Source organism: Fumia xinanensis, from assembly GCF_014384905.1.
In the GTDB taxonomy this organism is placed as follows: domain Bacteria; phylum Bacillota; class Clostridia; order Oscillospirales; family Ruminococcaceae; genus Fumia; species Fumia xinanensis.
The window spans coordinates 573,468-589,646 of record NZ_JACRSV010000001.1; the positions used below are offsets into that span (position 1 = coordinate 573,468).

At 48.7% G+C, this 16,179-nt stretch carries 19 protein-coding genes; 6 read left to right on the forward strand and 13 right to left on the reverse strand.

Going from position 1 to position 16,179, the window contains the following annotated elements; translation table 11 throughout:
- Positions 1-147: 147 nt before the first annotated feature.
- From H8710_RS02780 to H8710_RS02800, 5 genes are all read right to left on the reverse strand, one after another.
- Positions 148-360, reverse strand: a complete 213-nt coding sequence (locus H8710_RS02780) for a cold-shock protein (protein ID WP_249293879.1) — start codon at positions 358-360, stop codon at positions 148-150.
- A 187-nt stretch (positions 361-547) separates the two neighbouring features.
- A complete protein-coding gene (locus tag H8710_RS02785; protein WP_249293880.1) occupies positions 548-1,264 on the reverse strand; it encodes a DNA alkylation repair protein in 717 nt (238 codons plus the stop codon).
- Between the two features lie 21 nt (positions 1,265-1,285).
- Entirely contained in the window at positions 1,286-1,726 is a 441-nt protein-coding gene (locus H8710_RS02790) for a HEPN domain-containing protein (RefSeq protein WP_249293881.1), read from the reverse strand.
- Positions 1,707-2,021, reverse strand: coding sequence for a hypothetical protein (locus H8710_RS02795; protein ID WP_249293882.1), 315 nt, complete (start codon positions 2,019-2,021; stop codon positions 1,707-1,709). The genes H8710_RS02790 and H8710_RS02795 overlap by 20 nt, the downstream gene beginning before the upstream one ends.
- Before the next feature lie 230 nt (positions 2,022-2,251).
- Positions 2,252-2,518, reverse strand: a complete 267-nt coding sequence (locus tag H8710_RS02800) for a DUF2508 family protein (protein ID WP_249293883.1) — start codon at positions 2,516-2,518, stop codon at positions 2,252-2,254.
- A 210-nt stretch (positions 2,519-2,728) separates the two neighbouring features.
- Between H8710_RS02800 and H8710_RS02805 the strand changes: the two genes are divergently transcribed.
- Positions 2,729-2,926 (forward strand): hypothetical protein, encoded by a 198-nt coding sequence (locus H8710_RS02805; RefSeq protein WP_249293884.1) that lies wholly within the window; start codon positions 2,729-2,731, stop codon positions 2,924-2,926.
- A gap of 54 nt (positions 2,927-2,980) precedes the next feature.
- Here H8710_RS02805 and H8710_RS02810 read toward each other — a convergent pair whose 3' ends face one another.
- Entirely contained in the window at positions 2,981-3,766 is a 786-nt protein-coding gene (locus tag H8710_RS02810; protein WP_249293885.1) for a class I SAM-dependent methyltransferase, read from the reverse strand.
- Between the two features lie 177 nt (positions 3,767-3,943).
- The gene (locus H8710_RS02815) at positions 3,944-4,978 is read right to left on the reverse strand and encodes a Gfo/Idh/MocA family protein (protein ID WP_249293886.1); all 1,035 of its coding nucleotides are present in this window, start codon (positions 4,976-4,978) and stop codon (positions 3,944-3,946) included.
- A 241-nt stretch (positions 4,979-5,219) separates the two neighbouring features.
- Here H8710_RS02815 and H8710_RS02820 point away from each other — a divergent pair, with 241 nt between their 5' ends.
- Together H8710_RS02820 and H8710_RS02825 are read left to right on the forward strand one after the other, a co-directional pair.
- Positions 5,220-6,491, forward strand: a complete 1,272-nt coding sequence (locus H8710_RS02820; RefSeq protein ID WP_249293887.1) for a condensation domain-containing protein — start codon at positions 5,220-5,222, stop codon at positions 6,489-6,491.
- A complete protein-coding gene (locus H8710_RS02825; protein WP_249293888.1) occupies positions 6,488-7,159 on the forward strand; it encodes a DUF6320 domain-containing protein in 672 nt (223 codons plus the stop codon). The genes H8710_RS02820 and H8710_RS02825 overlap by 4 nt, the downstream gene beginning before the upstream one ends.
- A 168-nt stretch (positions 7,160-7,327) precedes the next feature.
- Here the strand turns inward: H8710_RS02825 and H8710_RS02830 are convergent, their stop codons facing one another.
- The 6 genes from H8710_RS02830 to H8710_RS02855 all read right to left on the reverse strand — a co-directional run bounded on the left by H8710_RS02830 (position 7,328) and on the right by H8710_RS02855 (position 12,666).
- Complete coding sequence (locus tag H8710_RS02830; RefSeq protein WP_249293889.1) at positions 7,328-7,876, reverse strand: glycerol-3-phosphate responsive antiterminator; 549 nt, start codon at positions 7,874-7,876, stop codon at positions 7,328-7,330.
- 21 nt (positions 7,877-7,897) lie between these two features.
- Positions 7,898-8,617, reverse strand: a complete 720-nt coding sequence (locus tag H8710_RS02835; protein ID WP_249293890.1) for a glycerophosphodiester phosphodiesterase — start codon at positions 8,615-8,617, stop codon at positions 7,898-7,900.
- Between the two features lie 163 nt (positions 8,618-8,780).
- Positions 8,781-9,512 carry a glycerophosphodiester phosphodiesterase gene (locus H8710_RS02840; RefSeq protein ID WP_249293891.1) on the reverse strand — a complete coding sequence of 244 codons (732 nt, stop codon included), beginning with the start codon at positions 9,510-9,512 and terminating at the stop codon, positions 8,781-8,783.
- A gap of 62 nt (positions 9,513-9,574) precedes the next feature.
- On the reverse strand, positions 9,575-9,928 hold the full coding sequence (locus H8710_RS02845) for a DUF1667 domain-containing protein (protein ID WP_249293892.1): 354 nt from the start codon (positions 9,926-9,928) through the stop codon (positions 9,575-9,577).
- Positions 9,929-9,943: 15 nt separating this feature from the next.
- Positions 9,944-11,200: an NAD(P)/FAD-dependent oxidoreductase gene (locus H8710_RS02850; protein WP_249293893.1), complete on the reverse strand. Its 1,257-nt coding sequence runs from the start codon at positions 11,198-11,200 to the stop codon at positions 9,944-9,946.
- Between the two features lie 32 nt (positions 11,201-11,232).
- On the reverse strand, positions 11,233-12,666 hold the full coding sequence (locus tag H8710_RS02855; RefSeq protein WP_249293894.1) for an NAD(P)/FAD-dependent oxidoreductase: 1,434 nt from the start codon (positions 12,664-12,666) through the stop codon (positions 11,233-11,235).
- A 376-nt stretch (positions 12,667-13,042) separates the two neighbouring features.
- Between H8710_RS02855 and H8710_RS02860 the strand changes: the two genes are divergently transcribed.
- The 3 genes from H8710_RS02860 (at position 13,043) to H8710_RS02870 (ending at position 15,915) form a co-directional block, all read left to right on the forward strand.
- Positions 13,043-13,942: a magnesium transporter CorA family protein gene (locus H8710_RS02860; protein WP_249293895.1), complete on the forward strand. Its 900-nt coding sequence runs from the start codon at positions 13,043-13,045 to the stop codon at positions 13,940-13,942.
- A gap of 68 nt (positions 13,943-14,010) precedes the next feature.
- Entirely contained in the window at positions 14,011-15,156 is a 1,146-nt protein-coding gene (locus H8710_RS02865; protein ID WP_249293896.1) for a glycosyltransferase, read from the forward strand.
- 30 nt (positions 15,157-15,186) lie between these two features.
- A complete protein-coding gene (locus H8710_RS02870; protein ID WP_249293897.1) occupies positions 15,187-15,915 on the forward strand; it encodes a lysophospholipid acyltransferase family protein in 729 nt (242 codons plus the stop codon).
- Positions 15,916-16,179 lie beyond the last annotated feature (264 nt).

Sequence of the window (16,179 nt, forward strand, 5' to 3'; positions counted from 1 at the left end):
TTCATTATAATCATAATTGTCGTATAAGTGATACGAAAATTATGAATAGGAGATTGCTGCTAAAAAGCAGGAAAAAAGCAATACTTATTTTCTCTAAAAAATAAAAGGAGCAGGATTTCTCCTGCTCCTTTGTACGCTGCAATAAAATTACGCAGCGCGAACGTTCACAGCTCTCAGCTTGCGGCTGTCCTTGGGATCCTGCTCGGTGTCGAAAGTCACCTTCTGGCCTTCCGCCAGGGTTTTGAACCCGTCGGAAACGATTGCGGAGAAATGGACGAATACATCCTCGCCGCCGTCGTCGTTAGTGAGAAAACCAAAGCCTTTGTCAGAGTTGAACCATTTTACAGTACCGTTATTCATTTGGGTACCTCCTAAAAAATATTTGTACCCAAAGAACAAAAAATCCACATATTACTGCAGATCATTTTAGAACCATGATCTACATAACATGTGGAACAAAGCTACAAATCTTGAATACTTGTTTAGTATAACACCGTGTTGAGTCAAAGTCAATCTATTTTCGAAAATAAATTAAAAAGTTCACATCTTACCGCTTCATCTTCCGGATTTGCTCTTTTTTCTCCTTGGAAACTCGATTGGACTCGATGATTTTCTGCAAAGCTTTGTTGTAGGTGAAATCATCCAGCGCGCTATTTTTTAAAAAGGCGAGAGTTTTGTCCTCAAATTTCACATAGCAGACCGAAAGAAGCCAGGCGAGCCCCATCTTTACGTAATACTTGTCGGGGAAGGGGAGCGCGCACCGGAAAAGAGTCTCGTCGATCCATTCCTCCCGAACGTAGTAGTCGAGCAGCAAGATCAGCCCCGCCCGGATGCACCAAGGGTTGTCGCTGCAAAGAAGCTTGTCTATCTGCGGCAGACTGTCTGCAAGATGTTTGCCCACCATTTTGGCGGCGGCACAGAAGCTGTCGTTGACCGCCCAGTTGTCGATTTTCGGGACAAAGGCAGAGACTCTCTCCCAAAACACGTTAAAATCACATTTGGCGGTCCCAATGACGAGCCCCTCCAGCATGGACTGCTCGTAATAATCGCTTTTGCTCACCCGCAAAAAGCTTTCCGCATTCCCCCTGGCGATTTCCTTGGCAAGTGTCTTGACCGCCGGGGTACGGACGCCGATAAAATTTTCCACATCGGGGATGAGCTTTTGGTGAAATGTTTTGTAGGCAGGGTCTTTCAGTGTGAAAAGATGGGCGGTGAGGGCCTGATAGCCGGTTTCGTCCCATTGCTCCAACGTAAAGTTATCCATATAGAATTCCTTTTATGTATTTTAGTAAGCGTCCAGGTCATCCAGACGGTCGGTCAGCCCTACTTCGTCGGTGACGTAATAAAACATCTCCTCGGTGAGCTTATAGAGCCGGTAAACTGTGGCGTCTGAAATTTCGGTGGGAATATCGGTAGGGTACCGGGTCTCAATGTAGTACCGGTTTAAAGTGGCGCTTTCCGAAAGCCACTGCTTGAAGCTTCCGTCCAGCCCCGCCGCCCGGCGGCAGAGCCAGGTCAGGTTGTGTCCGTCCACCGTTTGATGGGTTCGGCAGAGGATAAAACTCTTCAGGGCTTTTTCCACACACTGCTGACAGTGGAAGGCAGTGCAGTTGTTAAGGGTATTGTCTTCCAGCAAAAGTTTTGCCGCCCGCAGGTCGTCGTAGGCGGCGTTGACCCAGTCGCGGAAGTGCCGGCTGTCTTCCGGGTTACTGCGGTGCCTTGTCATAAGCCTTCCATCCTTTCTCCATAATCGAATGGGCAAAGGACAGGGGATTGTTCGTAAAAGCCTTCCATTCGTCGGCAGTGTAGATGACTACGTCGTAAGGCAGCTCGCAGTCGAGGCTCAGATAGATTTTTTGTTCCAGCTTGGCTTTGCTATCGGTGTCGGCGACGACGCAGAGCTTAAAACTCGTCACTTCTCCGTGCAGGTTGACCTTGACGCTGAATATGTAAATGCGTTCCGGGGAGCAAAGAGCTGCGATGTCGTCTACCAGCTGCTGCATATAGCGGTTGAGCTCCATAAGATCTCATTCCTTTCAGGAACACGGGCCGATTTAAGAGGGTTGTCCTAACATCAGATTGGACAGGATTTTTTCATAAATCCATCCTTTTTATCCGTGTCCTTTTAAAGTTCATGGCGAAATGTTTTCACACATCCAGTAAAAGCGGAATACAAAGCGCCGCTTGGACGCTTTGTAAACAGCTTCCCTAAGTTTATTATACCGCTTTCCCCGCTGTTTGCAAGACTTTTTCACCAATTGTCCATGGGGTCACAGGTGAGGTTTAATTCCCGCGCCCGCCGGAGCAGATGCCGGTACTGGACGCTCAGGGATTCCATCTCGTAGATGGTCGATTCGATATCCGCGTCGTCGTCTGCGAACTCAAACCGGCTCCGGGCGGCATCCAGCCTCAGTTTTACGTCTTTGATGTCATCTCTGAGTTGCTGTTTTTCGTCCCGGACCGGTTTCCTGAATTTCAAAAGTGTAGTCTCTACTAAGTTTTTCAGTACAAGTTCCATTTCCGTTTCCTCCTGTTTCGTCAATGTCATCCCAATGAGGGCATTCTATTTTGCGTATTATAATGTATGAGGGAAGGATTGGAAAATATTCTAAAAATATGCGGGCGTCTCGACAGGAATGACGATTATTTACGTTTCAGATCGCGTATAATAAAGTAGAAAAGGAAGAATAAATAGAACGCTAAGAAGATGAAGGAGGAGGATTTTTCATTGTACAGCTACAAAAATTTCGAGGTGCGCTATTGCCTGAACCGGGGAGAAAACGTGGGATTTGAGGTGTTGCACAAGGAGGACGGCAGCAGAGAACACCGCTGCCTCAGGGAAAAAGAATGCGGGGAAGACTGCGAATTTATGTCCGGGATCCCCATGGGGCAGCCCATCAGCGTCAAACGCATTTATTTCCGGTAACGGAGTTTTTTGTAAAAAAGTAAGCAGGGCAATCGTTGCCCTGCTTTTTGTGTACTATCCTTTTTGTGCCCAAATGGTCGCCCGCCATGTCTCCGGGGCGATGGGCTCGGTCAAAGGCTCATCGGTGTAATTTAGGTAGGTTCTTTCGATGGAAAAGCCCGCTTCCCCGAGCCAGCCGTAGACCTCTCTCTGTGTGGGGATGTGCTTGTACCACTTGTCCGGAACAAAAAAGGAATCGCCGCTGTTTGTGGTGATTTCCCAGTGTTCGGCGCCGGCACAGATTTGGGTAACAGGGTCGTATACGCTTCCGTAAGAGACCGTTTTTCCAAAGGTGCCCAGGTCATCGGTGCCGGAAAAATAACTGCTTTCCCCAATTTCGTTGAACACGGCGGACGGGTTGGGGGACAGATCGAAATCCAGGTACAGATGCCCGCCCGGTAAAAGAGCGCCCGCGGCTTTTTGGATGAGGGTTTGCTGCGCCAGCCGATAATCCACATTCGACTCGATGTTGATGAGGAAATTTCCTGCGATCACCACTGCGTCGTATCCGGTTGCCCATTCGTCCTGAATCACGTTTGCTTGACCGCACCGCAGGTTGGGCAAGTTCCGCGCCTGCCGGTAACAGCGAAGCAGCGCGTATTCGTCGGCGTCCAGCCCGGTGACGAAATGTCCGGCTTCAGCCAGCGGTACGGCGATTCTTCCTCCTCCACAGCCGATTTCCAGGATGTTTATGGGCTTGGGGCCCAGCACTCTCAGTAAAAATTCTACATCGTATGTCTGATTTTCCATCTGCTCATAAATAGAAGCATACCAGTGCTTTGCGATAAAATCTCTGTTCAAAATGAATCCTCCATCTGTCGCGGAGGGTCATCTATTTGCGTCCCTCCTAGTTTGGGCGGCTGTAAATACTGTTTTATTCATAAAAAACACCCTTTCATCGTTTATTTGTCCTCATTGTAGCACCAATCATAAAATTGGTCAATTGAAAAAAGCCCCTGCTTGTTGCAGAGGCCTTTTTTACCGATATAATTCTTCCTCCGTCACCGGAATGACCCTGTGTTCCCGGATAGCCCGGTCACCCAGAATGGTCAGGCAGAAGGCTTTATAGGCGTCTTCCATGGTGGGGGAGCCGGCTTCGCCTTCTATCATCTTGATAAGGCACTCCAGCTGGCCATACATGTTTTTATAAACGCTGGGGCTGTTGATGACGTGATAACTTTTGCTCTCGGCGTCGTACCACTCGATGCTGTCGCCCTCTTCCTGGTCGGACGCCCGGTTTGCCTGCAAGTTAATGCGAAGCCTGCCCTTATCGCCGATAAATTCCTTTAAGTTCTGGGAGGCGTTCGTACTGCTCCAGCCCGCCTCGTAGTAAGCTACTCCGCCGTTTGAAAGCTCCATGGTCATCATACCGTAATTATAAGAGCCTTCCGGAGCGATGTCGCCAATGCGGGCGCCCACTCCACCTACCGAACGGATTTCAAGCCCTGTAAACCAGCGAATCACGTCTACGTAATGGACGGCGCAGTCAATGATGGGTGGACAGTCACGGAGCAGGGCGGCATACCGTTTTTTATCCATGACGTGGTGGTTTTGTACCATGCGGATGAGTCGCACTTCGCCGATGAGTCCGCTTTGAATGAGTTCAGCCGCCTTCTGATAGGTGGCGTTATGGCGCAGAACATGGGCGATGAGCACCTTGGAGCCCGATGCCTTTGCCGCTTCAAAAAACGCCTTGCCGTCAGCCAGATTGGTGGCAATGGGCTTTTCGCAGAGAACGTGTTTTTCCGCTTGGAGACAGTCCTTGAGAATTTGCAGATGAGTTTTGGCATAGGTGGCAATCAGGACAATATCCACGTCATCCCGGTTGAGATATTCCTTATAATCGGTGCCGTATGACTTTGCTCCGAACTTTTTGGCCGCGAACCGGGCGGCATCTTTGTTTAAATCAACGGTTCCGATGAGATTTACGTCGTCGCGGTAATAGACCGCTTCTAAATGCTCCAATCCGATATGACCGCAGCCGACAATTACGATTCCGTAAGTTTTTTTCATGACATCCAGCCTTTTCCTAGTATTCTTTCGCTATTTTACCGCACTTTGCAACAAATAACAAGTGAATTATTTGACTTGATTTTGCTTATTTTTTGACCATTTTCTAAAGTCAAATTGAAAATTTACAGATTCTCCTACATTCTTCTTTCACAATGTGCTATGATGATAATAGAAAACTTTTCCGAAAATGGCATAGATTAATTTATATAAAGTCCAGCAATAACTGGACAGGAGCAGATATATGGACAACTGGTATCGTCTTGACAACGCCGCCAAGATTTTTCCGGCGGTAACAAAGAAATCCAACACCTCGGTCTATCGAATCGCGGTGCGGTTAAAAGCAAACGTCGACCCGGAGAAGCTTCAGTCGGCGGCAGAAATGGCCCTCAAACGGTATCCGCTGATGGCGGTGAAGCTGCGGAGGGGGGTATTCTGGAACTTTTTTGACAAAAATGAAAGTCCAATCCTAATTTCGGAGGAAAATAACTATCCCTGCTCGCCGCTGATTCCAAAGCAAAACCGCGGCTATTTTCTGCGCGTCCTTTATTATAAACAGCAGATTTCTCTGGAAGTTTTTCACGCCCTAACCGACGGAGCGGGTGCCATTGAATTTCTCAAAACGCTGTTGTACCAATATTTCCGTTTAAAGGGGAAGGAAATTGATCCACAGGGAATTGTGCTCCTGCCGGGGCAGGTTCCGGAGCAGTGCGAACTGGACGACAGCTTTAGAAAGTACTATAAGCCTGTTAAAAAGGCAAAAGTAAAGCGGCAGCCTTCCTTTCGAATTGTCGGCACGCCGCTGGAACCCTTTGGAAATAATATTATCCACGGGGTATTTCCTGCAAAGGCCCTCAACAGCCACGCCAAAAACAAAGGCGTGACGCTGACGGAATACCTGACCGCCAGCCTTATCTACGCCATCTACCTTTCTTATCAGCAATATGGTCTTCAGAAAGAACCGGTTGTTATATCGGTACCGGTAAATCTCAGGCGTTTTTTCCCGTCTAAGACTCTGCGGAACTTCTTTGCGGTGGCTAATGTAGGCGCTACCGTAAATGCGGAAACCGGTTTCGATGCGTTATTAGCAGAGGTTTCTAAGGAAATGAAAGAAAAGGCAAGTAAAGAGGCACTTCAGGAAATCATCTCCGACAACGTTCATCTGGAGCGCAATTACGGAGTTAAATTTGTTCCGCTTTTCCTCAAAAACATTGTTTTGAAGCAGGCGTTTAACATACAAGGGGAAAATCTAAAAACTATCACGATTTCGAATCTGGGAAATATTCGGTTTCCCGATGATTTGGCGGAAGAAATCGAGGAAATATCGGTAATTTTGTATCCCACCTTAAAAAGTCCGATTAATTGTGGGATGTGTTCCTTTGGAGACCGACTGAACGTCAGCTTTGCCAGGACCATTCGCGAATCGGACTTGATTTTTCGATTTTTTAAGTTGGTAGCTGAGGACAGCGGCCTCGAGCCGGAGATCTATTCCAACGATTGGGGGTTCGGAGTGTGAAGGAGTGTATCAACTGCCGCGTTCATCTGCGGGATTCTCAGAAGGAATGCCCTTTCTGCCACGAAAAATTGGGTGCAAAAGGGGAAGCGCCGGTTTATCCCGCCTATGACTACAAAAAGTTGTCGGTGCGACAGCGTATTTTTCCACGGATTATCGCGTTTGCGGCCATTTTTGTGTCAGTGGTGAGTGTATTCATTAATATCTTGACTTGGGAGATGTATCCAGAACTGTGGTCAATTTTTGCGGCGGGTGGAGCCATGTACCTTTGGCTGACCATCGGTAACACCATTCTCTCTAAAATGCACGGCGGAGGAAAGATCATTCTGCAAACCATCGGACTTTCCGCATTGGCTGTCTTGATCGACGTGTTTTCGGGATTTCATCGCTGGTCGGTCAACATTGTCGTTCCGTTTATCGTCATCGCCCACACCCTTCTCATCACTATCATTGTTTTTTCCAAGAAGATGCTTTGGAACGCATACATCGGTTACACGATCACCATGCTGTTCCTGTGCTTTCTGCCTATTATTCTGTACGTCTGTCAGGTAGCCACGTCCTTTTGGGCCTGTGCACTGTCGGGGCTGTACGCCCTGCTGACGGTGGCGGCTATGTTTATTTTCGCCCGTAAGGATCTAAAAGATCAGTTCGTCAGCCGCTTCCATTTTTAATTTTAAATATATAAAAAATACCGGAACGTTTTTTAACGTTCCGGTATTTTGATGAAATAGAAAAATGTGAGTTATGAGGAGAGCAAGTTTTAGGATATAAATCCCCTAAGACCCACTCTGCCGGTTTCAAGTATAAAAGGTACTACATGAGATATCAAAATTTTAATGTCAGGCGTACCAGAGCGGTTTGCAACCAGTGGAGACTGCGGAAGCTCCTGCATCGATAGCATCCATGACCTCTTTTTTCGTTTCGACGAGTCCTCCTGCAATTACCGGCATCTGTACATTTTGGCAGAACTTTTTGATAATTTTACAGAGAACTCCCGGCATGATTTCAATCATGTCAGGGCGAGAAGTACGGATGGTGTCGACAGCGGTGTCGATGGAATGGGAATCCACGATGAAAAAGCGCTGAACCGTTCCCAATTCCCATTCCTTGGCGTAGCGAATCATGGCGCTTCGGGTGCTGATAATGCCGTCGACGCCCAGGCTTTTGAGGTATCCGATACCCTCTCGGTCATTGCCGATGCCCTCCGCCAAGTCAGCGTGGACAAAAATCAGTTTATTCGCCTTATGAACTGCATCAATCTGCCGCTTTAGCGTGAGAATGCCAGTCCGCAGCAAAAAAATGATTTCCACAGGGGATTTTACTGCTTCCAGAAGTTCTTCCTCGGTGCGAACAGCTGCGATAATCGGGTTTTCTTCAAGGTGAAGCATTTCCATGACCCTTTCTTTCGGTTATTTCCCCAAGACTCTCTGCGCGGTGGCAACATCATTTGAGATGACGATATCGACGCCGCAGTCTTTCATGCGCTGAATGTCATTTTCGTTGTCCACTGTCCAGACGTTGACCATGATATTGTGGTCGTGAGCGTACTTGACGTATTCGGGAGTGATTTCCTCATAATAGGGGTGGACCGCCTCAAAATGATGCTCAATACAGTACTCTAGATTTTCCATCTTGGCATCGGTGAGCCAGCCAACTTTATATTGCGGAAATTTTTCCTTGATTTCGTTCAGTACGCTGGCGTGGAAACAGGAGATAATGCATTTGTCCGACATGTGATACGCTTCCAGCATTTGCGTAACCGGGACAGCGATATGATCTACATTTTCTTCAAGAGCTTTGATCTCACAGTTTAAAAAGATAGGATTTTTCTGAAGGAATTCCAACAGTTCGGTAAAATAAGGAATTCTTTCGTCTTTGTACTCAGGGGAAAATTTTTCCCCCACGCTGAAGCTGCGAATAGTGTTGTAATCAAAGGAAGTAATACGGCCTGTCGCATTGTCACAGCGGCCCAAATCCGTATCATGATGAACGGCTAGAGTGCCGTCGTTTAGCAGATGGACATCCATTTCAATACCATATGCGTCCATCTCTTTGGCGCGTTTGAAAGCGGCCATGGTGTTTTCGGGGCGCTCTGCACTTGCGCCGCGGTGTGCGTGGATTTTTGTCATTTCCTCTACGACCTTTCTCAATGGGTGCGGTCACTGCCGCGTTTTTTATGCTGACCTCAGATGACAAAACCCTGCCTAAAATGCATGGGAGTGACAAATGAAGATAAGCCAAATGTCATGCCACCGCGAAAGCGGCCGCTTAAATCGACTGGCTTTTCCAGGATTATTCCGCTAAAACACTTTGTGCGGTAAGAACGTCATTTGTGATGATGGCATCGACTCCACAGGCCCGCATACGACGGATGTCCTCTTCGCTGTCCGGGGTCCATACGTTGACGTGAACGCCGTGATCATGAGCATATTGGACGTATTCCGGTGTGACATAGATATAATTTGGATGGATGGCGTCAAAGCGGTGCTCAATGCAGTAATCCAGCCGTTTTTTGTCGCTGTCGTCGGCGTCAAACAGCCAGCCCACTTTGAAATGAGGGTATTTATCCTTGATTTCGTCTAAGACGTCCTCATTAAAACAGGAAACGATGCACTTATCTGCCATTTGATACTGCTCCAGCATTTCCATGACGGGAACCGCGACATGATCTTTGGTTTCGACTAAGGACTCCACCTCGCAGTTGAGGAAGATGGGGTTTTCTCGGACATCATCCAAAAGCTCGCTGAGGAAGGGCACTTTTTCGTCCTTGTACTTTGGGGAGAATTTTTCCCCCACGCTGAAGGCGCGGATGGATTTGCCGTCAAACTCGGTAATACGGCCTTGAGCGTCCTCGCAGCGGCCCATGTTCACGTCGTGATGGATAACCAATGAGCCGTCCTTGATCAAAAGATAAACGTCGAATTCAATGCCGTCGGCACCCAGTTCTCTTGCCCGTTTGAATGCTGCCATGGTGTTTTCAGGGCGTTCTAGATTTGCACCACGGTGGGCATAAATTTGAATCATACTGCGTTCCAGCCTTTCTCTTATCACTCTGCCAAAAATCAGCCTTACTGTGTTGCAAGAGCTTAGAAAACCGATTTTGTAGCGACAATATCCACGCCGGTGCCGCCGACATCTCTGATAACTATGTCGCCAATATGGACGGGAGCTTTTAACAGCACGTTGTTGATAAACTTCATATATTCGAATAAATGCTCTTTAGGCAGGGGAGAGGAGGATTTTACCGATACCATGTCATGGCCCTCCACCTTCATAGTAGTGGTCAGGGTACGGGTGGGATGGATACATTCTTCTTCCCCGTATTTAGCTCCCCGGGGGCAAGTATTTCCGGAAACCGACTGTACTTTGCCTTCGTCTAATGTAACAGTCAGGGAACATCCCATGGGGCAAACGATACAAGTGAGTTTTTTCTGTTCCATATCATTCACACTCCTTTACGCCTGTTCCGTCAGGGTCACGGTCACCTGACTGTGAATTTTCTGCAAAAGTTCCGGAGAGAGAACAAGGTTTTCCATCTCTCCAGGGGCGACTTTTTGCTTTTTGCGGGAAAGCAGAACAATGTCTCCGTCTTTTACTTCTATTATAGCGTTTTTATATACGTTTGCAACACGAAAAAAGAGTTTTATAGGTGCATTTTTGCTGCTGAGCTTTTGCGGAACCACGTATCGGACGCCGCCTTCTGCTTTGACCGAAATTTCAGAAGCGGATCCGTCTGTTTCCCCGTATTGGATAAATCGGGCGGCGCCAATTCCGGCAAGCTCCGCCTCCTCGGAAACAAAGTCTACTAAATCGTGGACATGTAGAACGTTGCCGCAGGCGAAAATGCCGGGGATATTCGTTTCCCTGTATTCGTTGACCACGGCACCATTAGTGACGGGATCCAAATCGACACTAGCGGATTTGCTCAGCTCGTTTTCCGGAATGAGACCCACCGAAAGCAGCACCGTGTCGCACTGGATGTACTCGGCGGTTTCAGGGATGGGATTGCGGTGCTCATCTACCGCGCAGACAGTGACACCGGTGACCCGATCCTTACCGTGAATCTCGGTGATGGTGTGGGAGAGCTTCAAGGGAATATCAAAGTCATTTAAGCACTGGACGATATTTCTGGTGAGCCCGCCAGAATAGGGGAGCAGCTCGCAGACTGCCTGCACCTTAGCCCCTTCCAGTGTCATCCGCCGTGCCATGATGAGCCCAATGTCGCCGGAACCTAAAATCACCACTTTTTTGCCGGGGAGATAACCCTTGATGTTGACGTAACGCTGGGCGGTTCCGGCGGTGTAGATGCCTGCCGGGCGGGTGCCTGCGATATTTAAGGCCCCGCGGCTCCGTTCCCGGCAGCCCATGGCTAAAATAACTGCCCTGGCCTTTATCTGAAAAACTCCGTCCTGCTCGTTAATGGCGGTGACGACTCGTTCCTTTGTGATGTCTACAACCATGGTATGCAGGCGGTAACAAATCCCCAGCTCTTCGATTTTTTGCTCGTATTTGTAGGAGTACTCAGGTCCGGTCAGCTCCTCTTTAAACTTGTGGAGGCCGAAGCCGTTGTGGATACACTGCTGCAAAATGCCGCCCAGGCAGTCGCCTCTATCCAAAATGAGAATATCCCTAATACCCTGCTCGTAGGCGCTGACCGCCGCCGCAAGCCCTGCGGGGCCACCGCCTACAATTAAAAGATCGATCTGTTTCATTTAAATCCATATCCCTTCTTCTTATGTGCTCACTACTTGGTTTTCCCTACGTTAAGATAGGAGCCTTTCCCGGATTTCGTCACTTCTTCAAAAGGAATGTCCAGTTCCCGGGAGAGAATTTCTACAATGTAGGGGGAGCAGAAGCCTCCCTGGCAGCGTCCCATGCCGCTTCGGGTGCGGCGTTTGACTGCGTCCAGAGTGGTAGCTTGCGGGTTCCGGCGGATGGCATCGATGATTTCCCCTTCGGTGACAGTCTCGCAGCGGCAGATGACCCGTCCGAATTTGGGGTCGTTTTCGATGACTTTATTTTTCTCGGAATTTGAGAGCTTCCGAAACCAGTGAGTGGACTCCCGCACGGGAATGAATTTGGGGTTTGGCTCCATCGAAAGTCCCGCATCTTTTAAAAGCTCCGCCACGTATTCAGCGATGGCCGGGGCAGAACTGAGGCCGGGAGAGTCGATACCAGCGGCTAAAATAAAGTGCGGATTCCCTTTGGCGGGCCGGATGATAAAGTCGCCGCCTTCGGCAGTGGCGCGAAGGCCGCAGAAGGAGGTGATAACCTTCCGGTACGGTACTTTAGGCATATCGCCCAGCGCCTCACCGATAATTTTCTGGATGCCGGCGGCGGTGACTTCGGTATCCTCCTTGTCGTCAATATTTTCTGACGTGGGACCTAAAAGCAGGTTTCCGTCAACCGTAGGAGTAATGAGGATACCCTTACCCATTTTGGTAGGAGTGCGGAAAACGGTGTGCTCGGAAAACCAGCCGCATTCTTTGTCGAGAAGCAGGTATTCACCCCGGCGGGGACGGATGGCAAAGCTATCCTCCCTGGCAAGCTTTGCTACTTCGTCGGCGTAAAGCCCTGCCGCATCAATGAGATACCGGGCCTCTACCATGTCGCCGTCTGAGGTTATGCGGTAGTACTCACCTGTCCATTCAATTTTTTCCGCTGTAAAATTGAGCCTCAGCTCAGCGCCGTTGTCCATAGCATTGCCCACTGCGGAAATGGTCAGGTCGTAGGGGCAGATGATAGCGCCAGTAGGGGCGTGAAGGGCGCCGACCACCTGGTCAGAAAGCTGGGGCTCCAGCTCTTTGAGACGCTCTTTTCCGACGATTTCAAGACCTTCCACCCCATTTTTCAGGCCCCTCTCATAGAGCACACGAATGGTGTCCATATCATTTTCGTCGAATCCTATAACCAAAGAGCCATTTCTTCGGTAGGAGACGCCCAAATCTTGAGCTAACTTCTCCATCATCTGGGAACCGCGGACGTTTAACTTCGCCTTCAGTGTGCCGGATTCGGCGTCGAACCCGGCGTGGACAATAGCGCTGTTTGCCCGGGAGCTTCCCATGGCCACGTCGTTTTCTTTTTCCAAGATACAGACCGAGAGTTTGTACTTAGTTAGTTCCCGGCCGATCAATGCGCCGACCACGCCGGCACCGATGACTGCTGCATCATAAATCATGATTTCGCCAACCCTTCTTTTAACAGGAGATACAGGAGCGCGCTATCTCCATAATCGCATATGCGCGCAAAAAAGCCGCGCCAAATAAAAGTACCCTTTGGTACTTTTATTCTAACGCGACTCAAATTACTCATCGTTTGTTTAATTTTCTTTAGTCTACCACAGCAAAAATATTCTGTCAACGCCTCGTTTGTAAAAAGTGGCGGGTATGTAGAGGCAAAGTTTGTAAATATTCACCGGATGAAAGGGGGAGGGCATTGATTCTCCTTTTCAATCGTGCTACAATGGACAGGTAAAAATCCGTTCATAGCTGCCTGAAAAGAACCTGGTTTATCAAGTGTCAGCGGAAGTGACAATGACGCGGGGAGGAGTAAAGATGCTGTTTTTGCTGGAAAACGGGATACTGAAGAAAGCGGATTCCTTTCCGGAGAAGGGAAAATGCGTCTGCCTCTGCCGGACAGGGGAGGCTTTCCCCGAAAATCTGGCACCGCTCAAAACGGCAGAAATGGTTTTAAAAAACCCTTCAACCCGGTTTGAAAGTTACGAAAACCTGGATACGGTCCGCCTGAACCTCCCTGATCATCGCCTGAAAGAGGGAAAAAGCAGCGGAATTACCATCTTTGTGACGGGACAGGGAATTTTGATTTTCTGCGATACCGAACACCTGATGGAAATGGTTCAAATGGAGCTTACGGCGCCCCGGCAGAACCTGACAGCGGAAAAAATCCTTTCCGGTCTTTTCGAAGGAATCCTTTCTGAGGATGCGGCTTATCTTGCACAATTGGAAGCGGGCGTCGAACAGCTGGAAGATGACGTGCTGCTGGATAAGAGGCAAAAAGACTATACCAAAAAGATTTTGCGTCTCCGCAAGCGGCTTATGAGCTTAAAACGGCATTACGAAAGGGTAACGGACGTTTTTGAGCGCCTCATGCTCAACGAAAACAGCCTATTGTCACTCCGGGGGATTAAGTCTCTGCAAATTCCATATGGTCGGGCCGAAAGACTCTACCAGGAAGTACTTCATCTGCTCGACTACGTAACCCAGGTGCGGGAGGCCTACCAGGCCGAGGTAGACATCAGCCTCAATCAGACGATGAAGCTCTTTACTGTGCTGGCGGCTGTGTTTCTGCCTCTGACGCTGATTGCGGGGTGGTATGGCATGAACTTCGATATGCCGGAATACCGCTGGGCAGGAGGATATCCTGTAATTATCGCTTTCAGTATCGGAGTGGTAATAATCTGTATTCTCTATTTTAAACGGAAAAAATGGTTTTGATTGTAAATAGAAGCAAAGCCGTCATAAATGGCGGTAATTGGACATAAATTGGAAAGGAATGGAACATTATGACCATTGTACTGGTCGTGGACGTTTTTGATAACCTGACGAACGGCACCACCATGACTGCCTACCGGTTTGCTCAAAGCCTGCGGGAAAACGGGCATGAAGTACGGGCTGTGGCCATAGGGGACAAGGAGGAAAACCCTTACGCCCTCAATGAAGCACAGCTTCCAGTAGCAACAAAAATTGCTCACAAGCAGGGGTTTGCCTTTGCAAAAGCTGACGTAACCACTTTTGAGAGGGCCTTTCAGGGCGCAGACGTAGTACATTTCCTCGTGCCTCTATTTATGGATCACAAGGCGCTTAAAGTGGCGAAAAAAATGGACATTCCCATCTGTGGAGCATTTCACCTTCAGCCGGAAAATGTTACTTTTATCCTTCATGTGAGCAAGGCCCAGTGGCTTGCACGGAGCATCTACCGGTTCTTCAACCGGGTATTTTACCGCAATTTCGACCACATCCACTGCCCGTCCTATTTCATTGCCAATCAGCTGGCCAAAAATGGGTATACGGCCAAGCTACATGTCATCAGCAATGGTGTGGACGACGATTTTTGTCCCGGTGAAGTGCGGGAACGTTTTGACGACGGCCTCATTCACATTCTGATGGTGGGGCGGCTGTCGCCGGAAAAGCGCCAGCGAATTCTCATCGACGCGGTCGCAAAATCCCAGTATGCTGACCGGATCCAGCTGCATTTTGCCGGAAAAGGGCCCTGCCGTGAAAAACTAATCGAGCAGGGAAAAATACTTCCTCATCCGCCTACTTTCGCCTTTTATTCCAAAAGGGAACTGATCTCTCTCATCAGACGCTGTGATCTGTATGTCCACGCTTCGGTGGTGGAAATTGAGGCCATATCCTGCCTGGAGGCGTTTTCTTGCGGGCTGGTGCCGGTGATCTGCGATTCAGACATGTCTGCTACCGTCCAGTTCGCTTTGGATGAACGGAGTCTGTTTCGCCCGGACGATGCAAAGGATTTAGCGGCGAAAATCGACTATTGGTTGAGCCATCCGGAAGAAAAAGCAAGGATGGAACAGGAATACGCAAAGCAGGGAGACTCTTATCGAATTTCCGCTTCGGTCAAAAAGGCGGAAGAGATGTTTTTGGACGTCATTCGGGATTATCGGGAAAAACACCGTGTTTCCAGGTATTGACTTATGAATAGTATTCTAAAGAAGAAAAATTTGATTTATCGAATTTTAACTACCCTTTTGCATTATCTAATCGCAATTCCGATTTTAACTATAGTCGACGTGCTGTTTTTAGGCTTCCGGGTACGGGGATGGGAGCATTTACGGGATATTGAGGACACCGGGGCGGTGATTGCTTGTAACCACATCCACTATTTAGACTGCACTTTTCTGGGTATCCTCAGTGTACCGCGGCGGCCCATATTCTGTACATTGGAACAGAATTTTCAAATTCCTGTGGCCAAACACCTTATAAAATGGCTGGGGGGCGTGGCAATCCCTCAAAAGATCGGCGCTTTGCGCCGGTTTGTGGAAGATGCGGCCGACGCAGCGCAAAAGGGCAAGCTTGTCATTATCTACCCGGAAGGGGAGCTAAAGCTGTACTGTGATTATCTGCGCCCCTTTAAAGACGGTGCATTCAAAACAGCTGTGAAGGCAGGCGTGCCAGTACTGCCCTGTTATATCACCCAGGAGAAACCTAAGGGCATTTTCCGGTTGTTCAAGCAAAAACCATGTTTGATTCTCAATGTGGGAGAGCCTGTCTATCCCCGGAAGATTGCAACAGCTAAGGATCAGCAAACAGACGAGAAGTTTGACATTCGGGCTACAGTGCGTAACTTGCGGGAACGTGTTTACTGCGAAATGGAGCGGCTTGCAGACCGGGAGCTTCCTTCTTTTCATGGGGAACCAGAACTTGACAATGAATGTCCAGAAGTGGTATGATGTCATCTATGTAAAGGCTGTGTAAAATTCATGTAAAGATTTCGTTTTTGTTGGAAAGTATTTCGAGCAGCAGCGTCTTTGTATTTTATCTGTGCCTTTCATACTCCGTCGGCCCGCTGAAGCGGTACGGGGCCAGTGAAAACAACATACGATTCCGTTACAGTCAGGGAGATGATGAGAATGGCTGGGGAACATCCTTGGTGTGCCCGGTTTTCCCGCTCCCTGTCCTCTTTTTTTCAAGGGTTCAAACGGTGAATCTAAAGA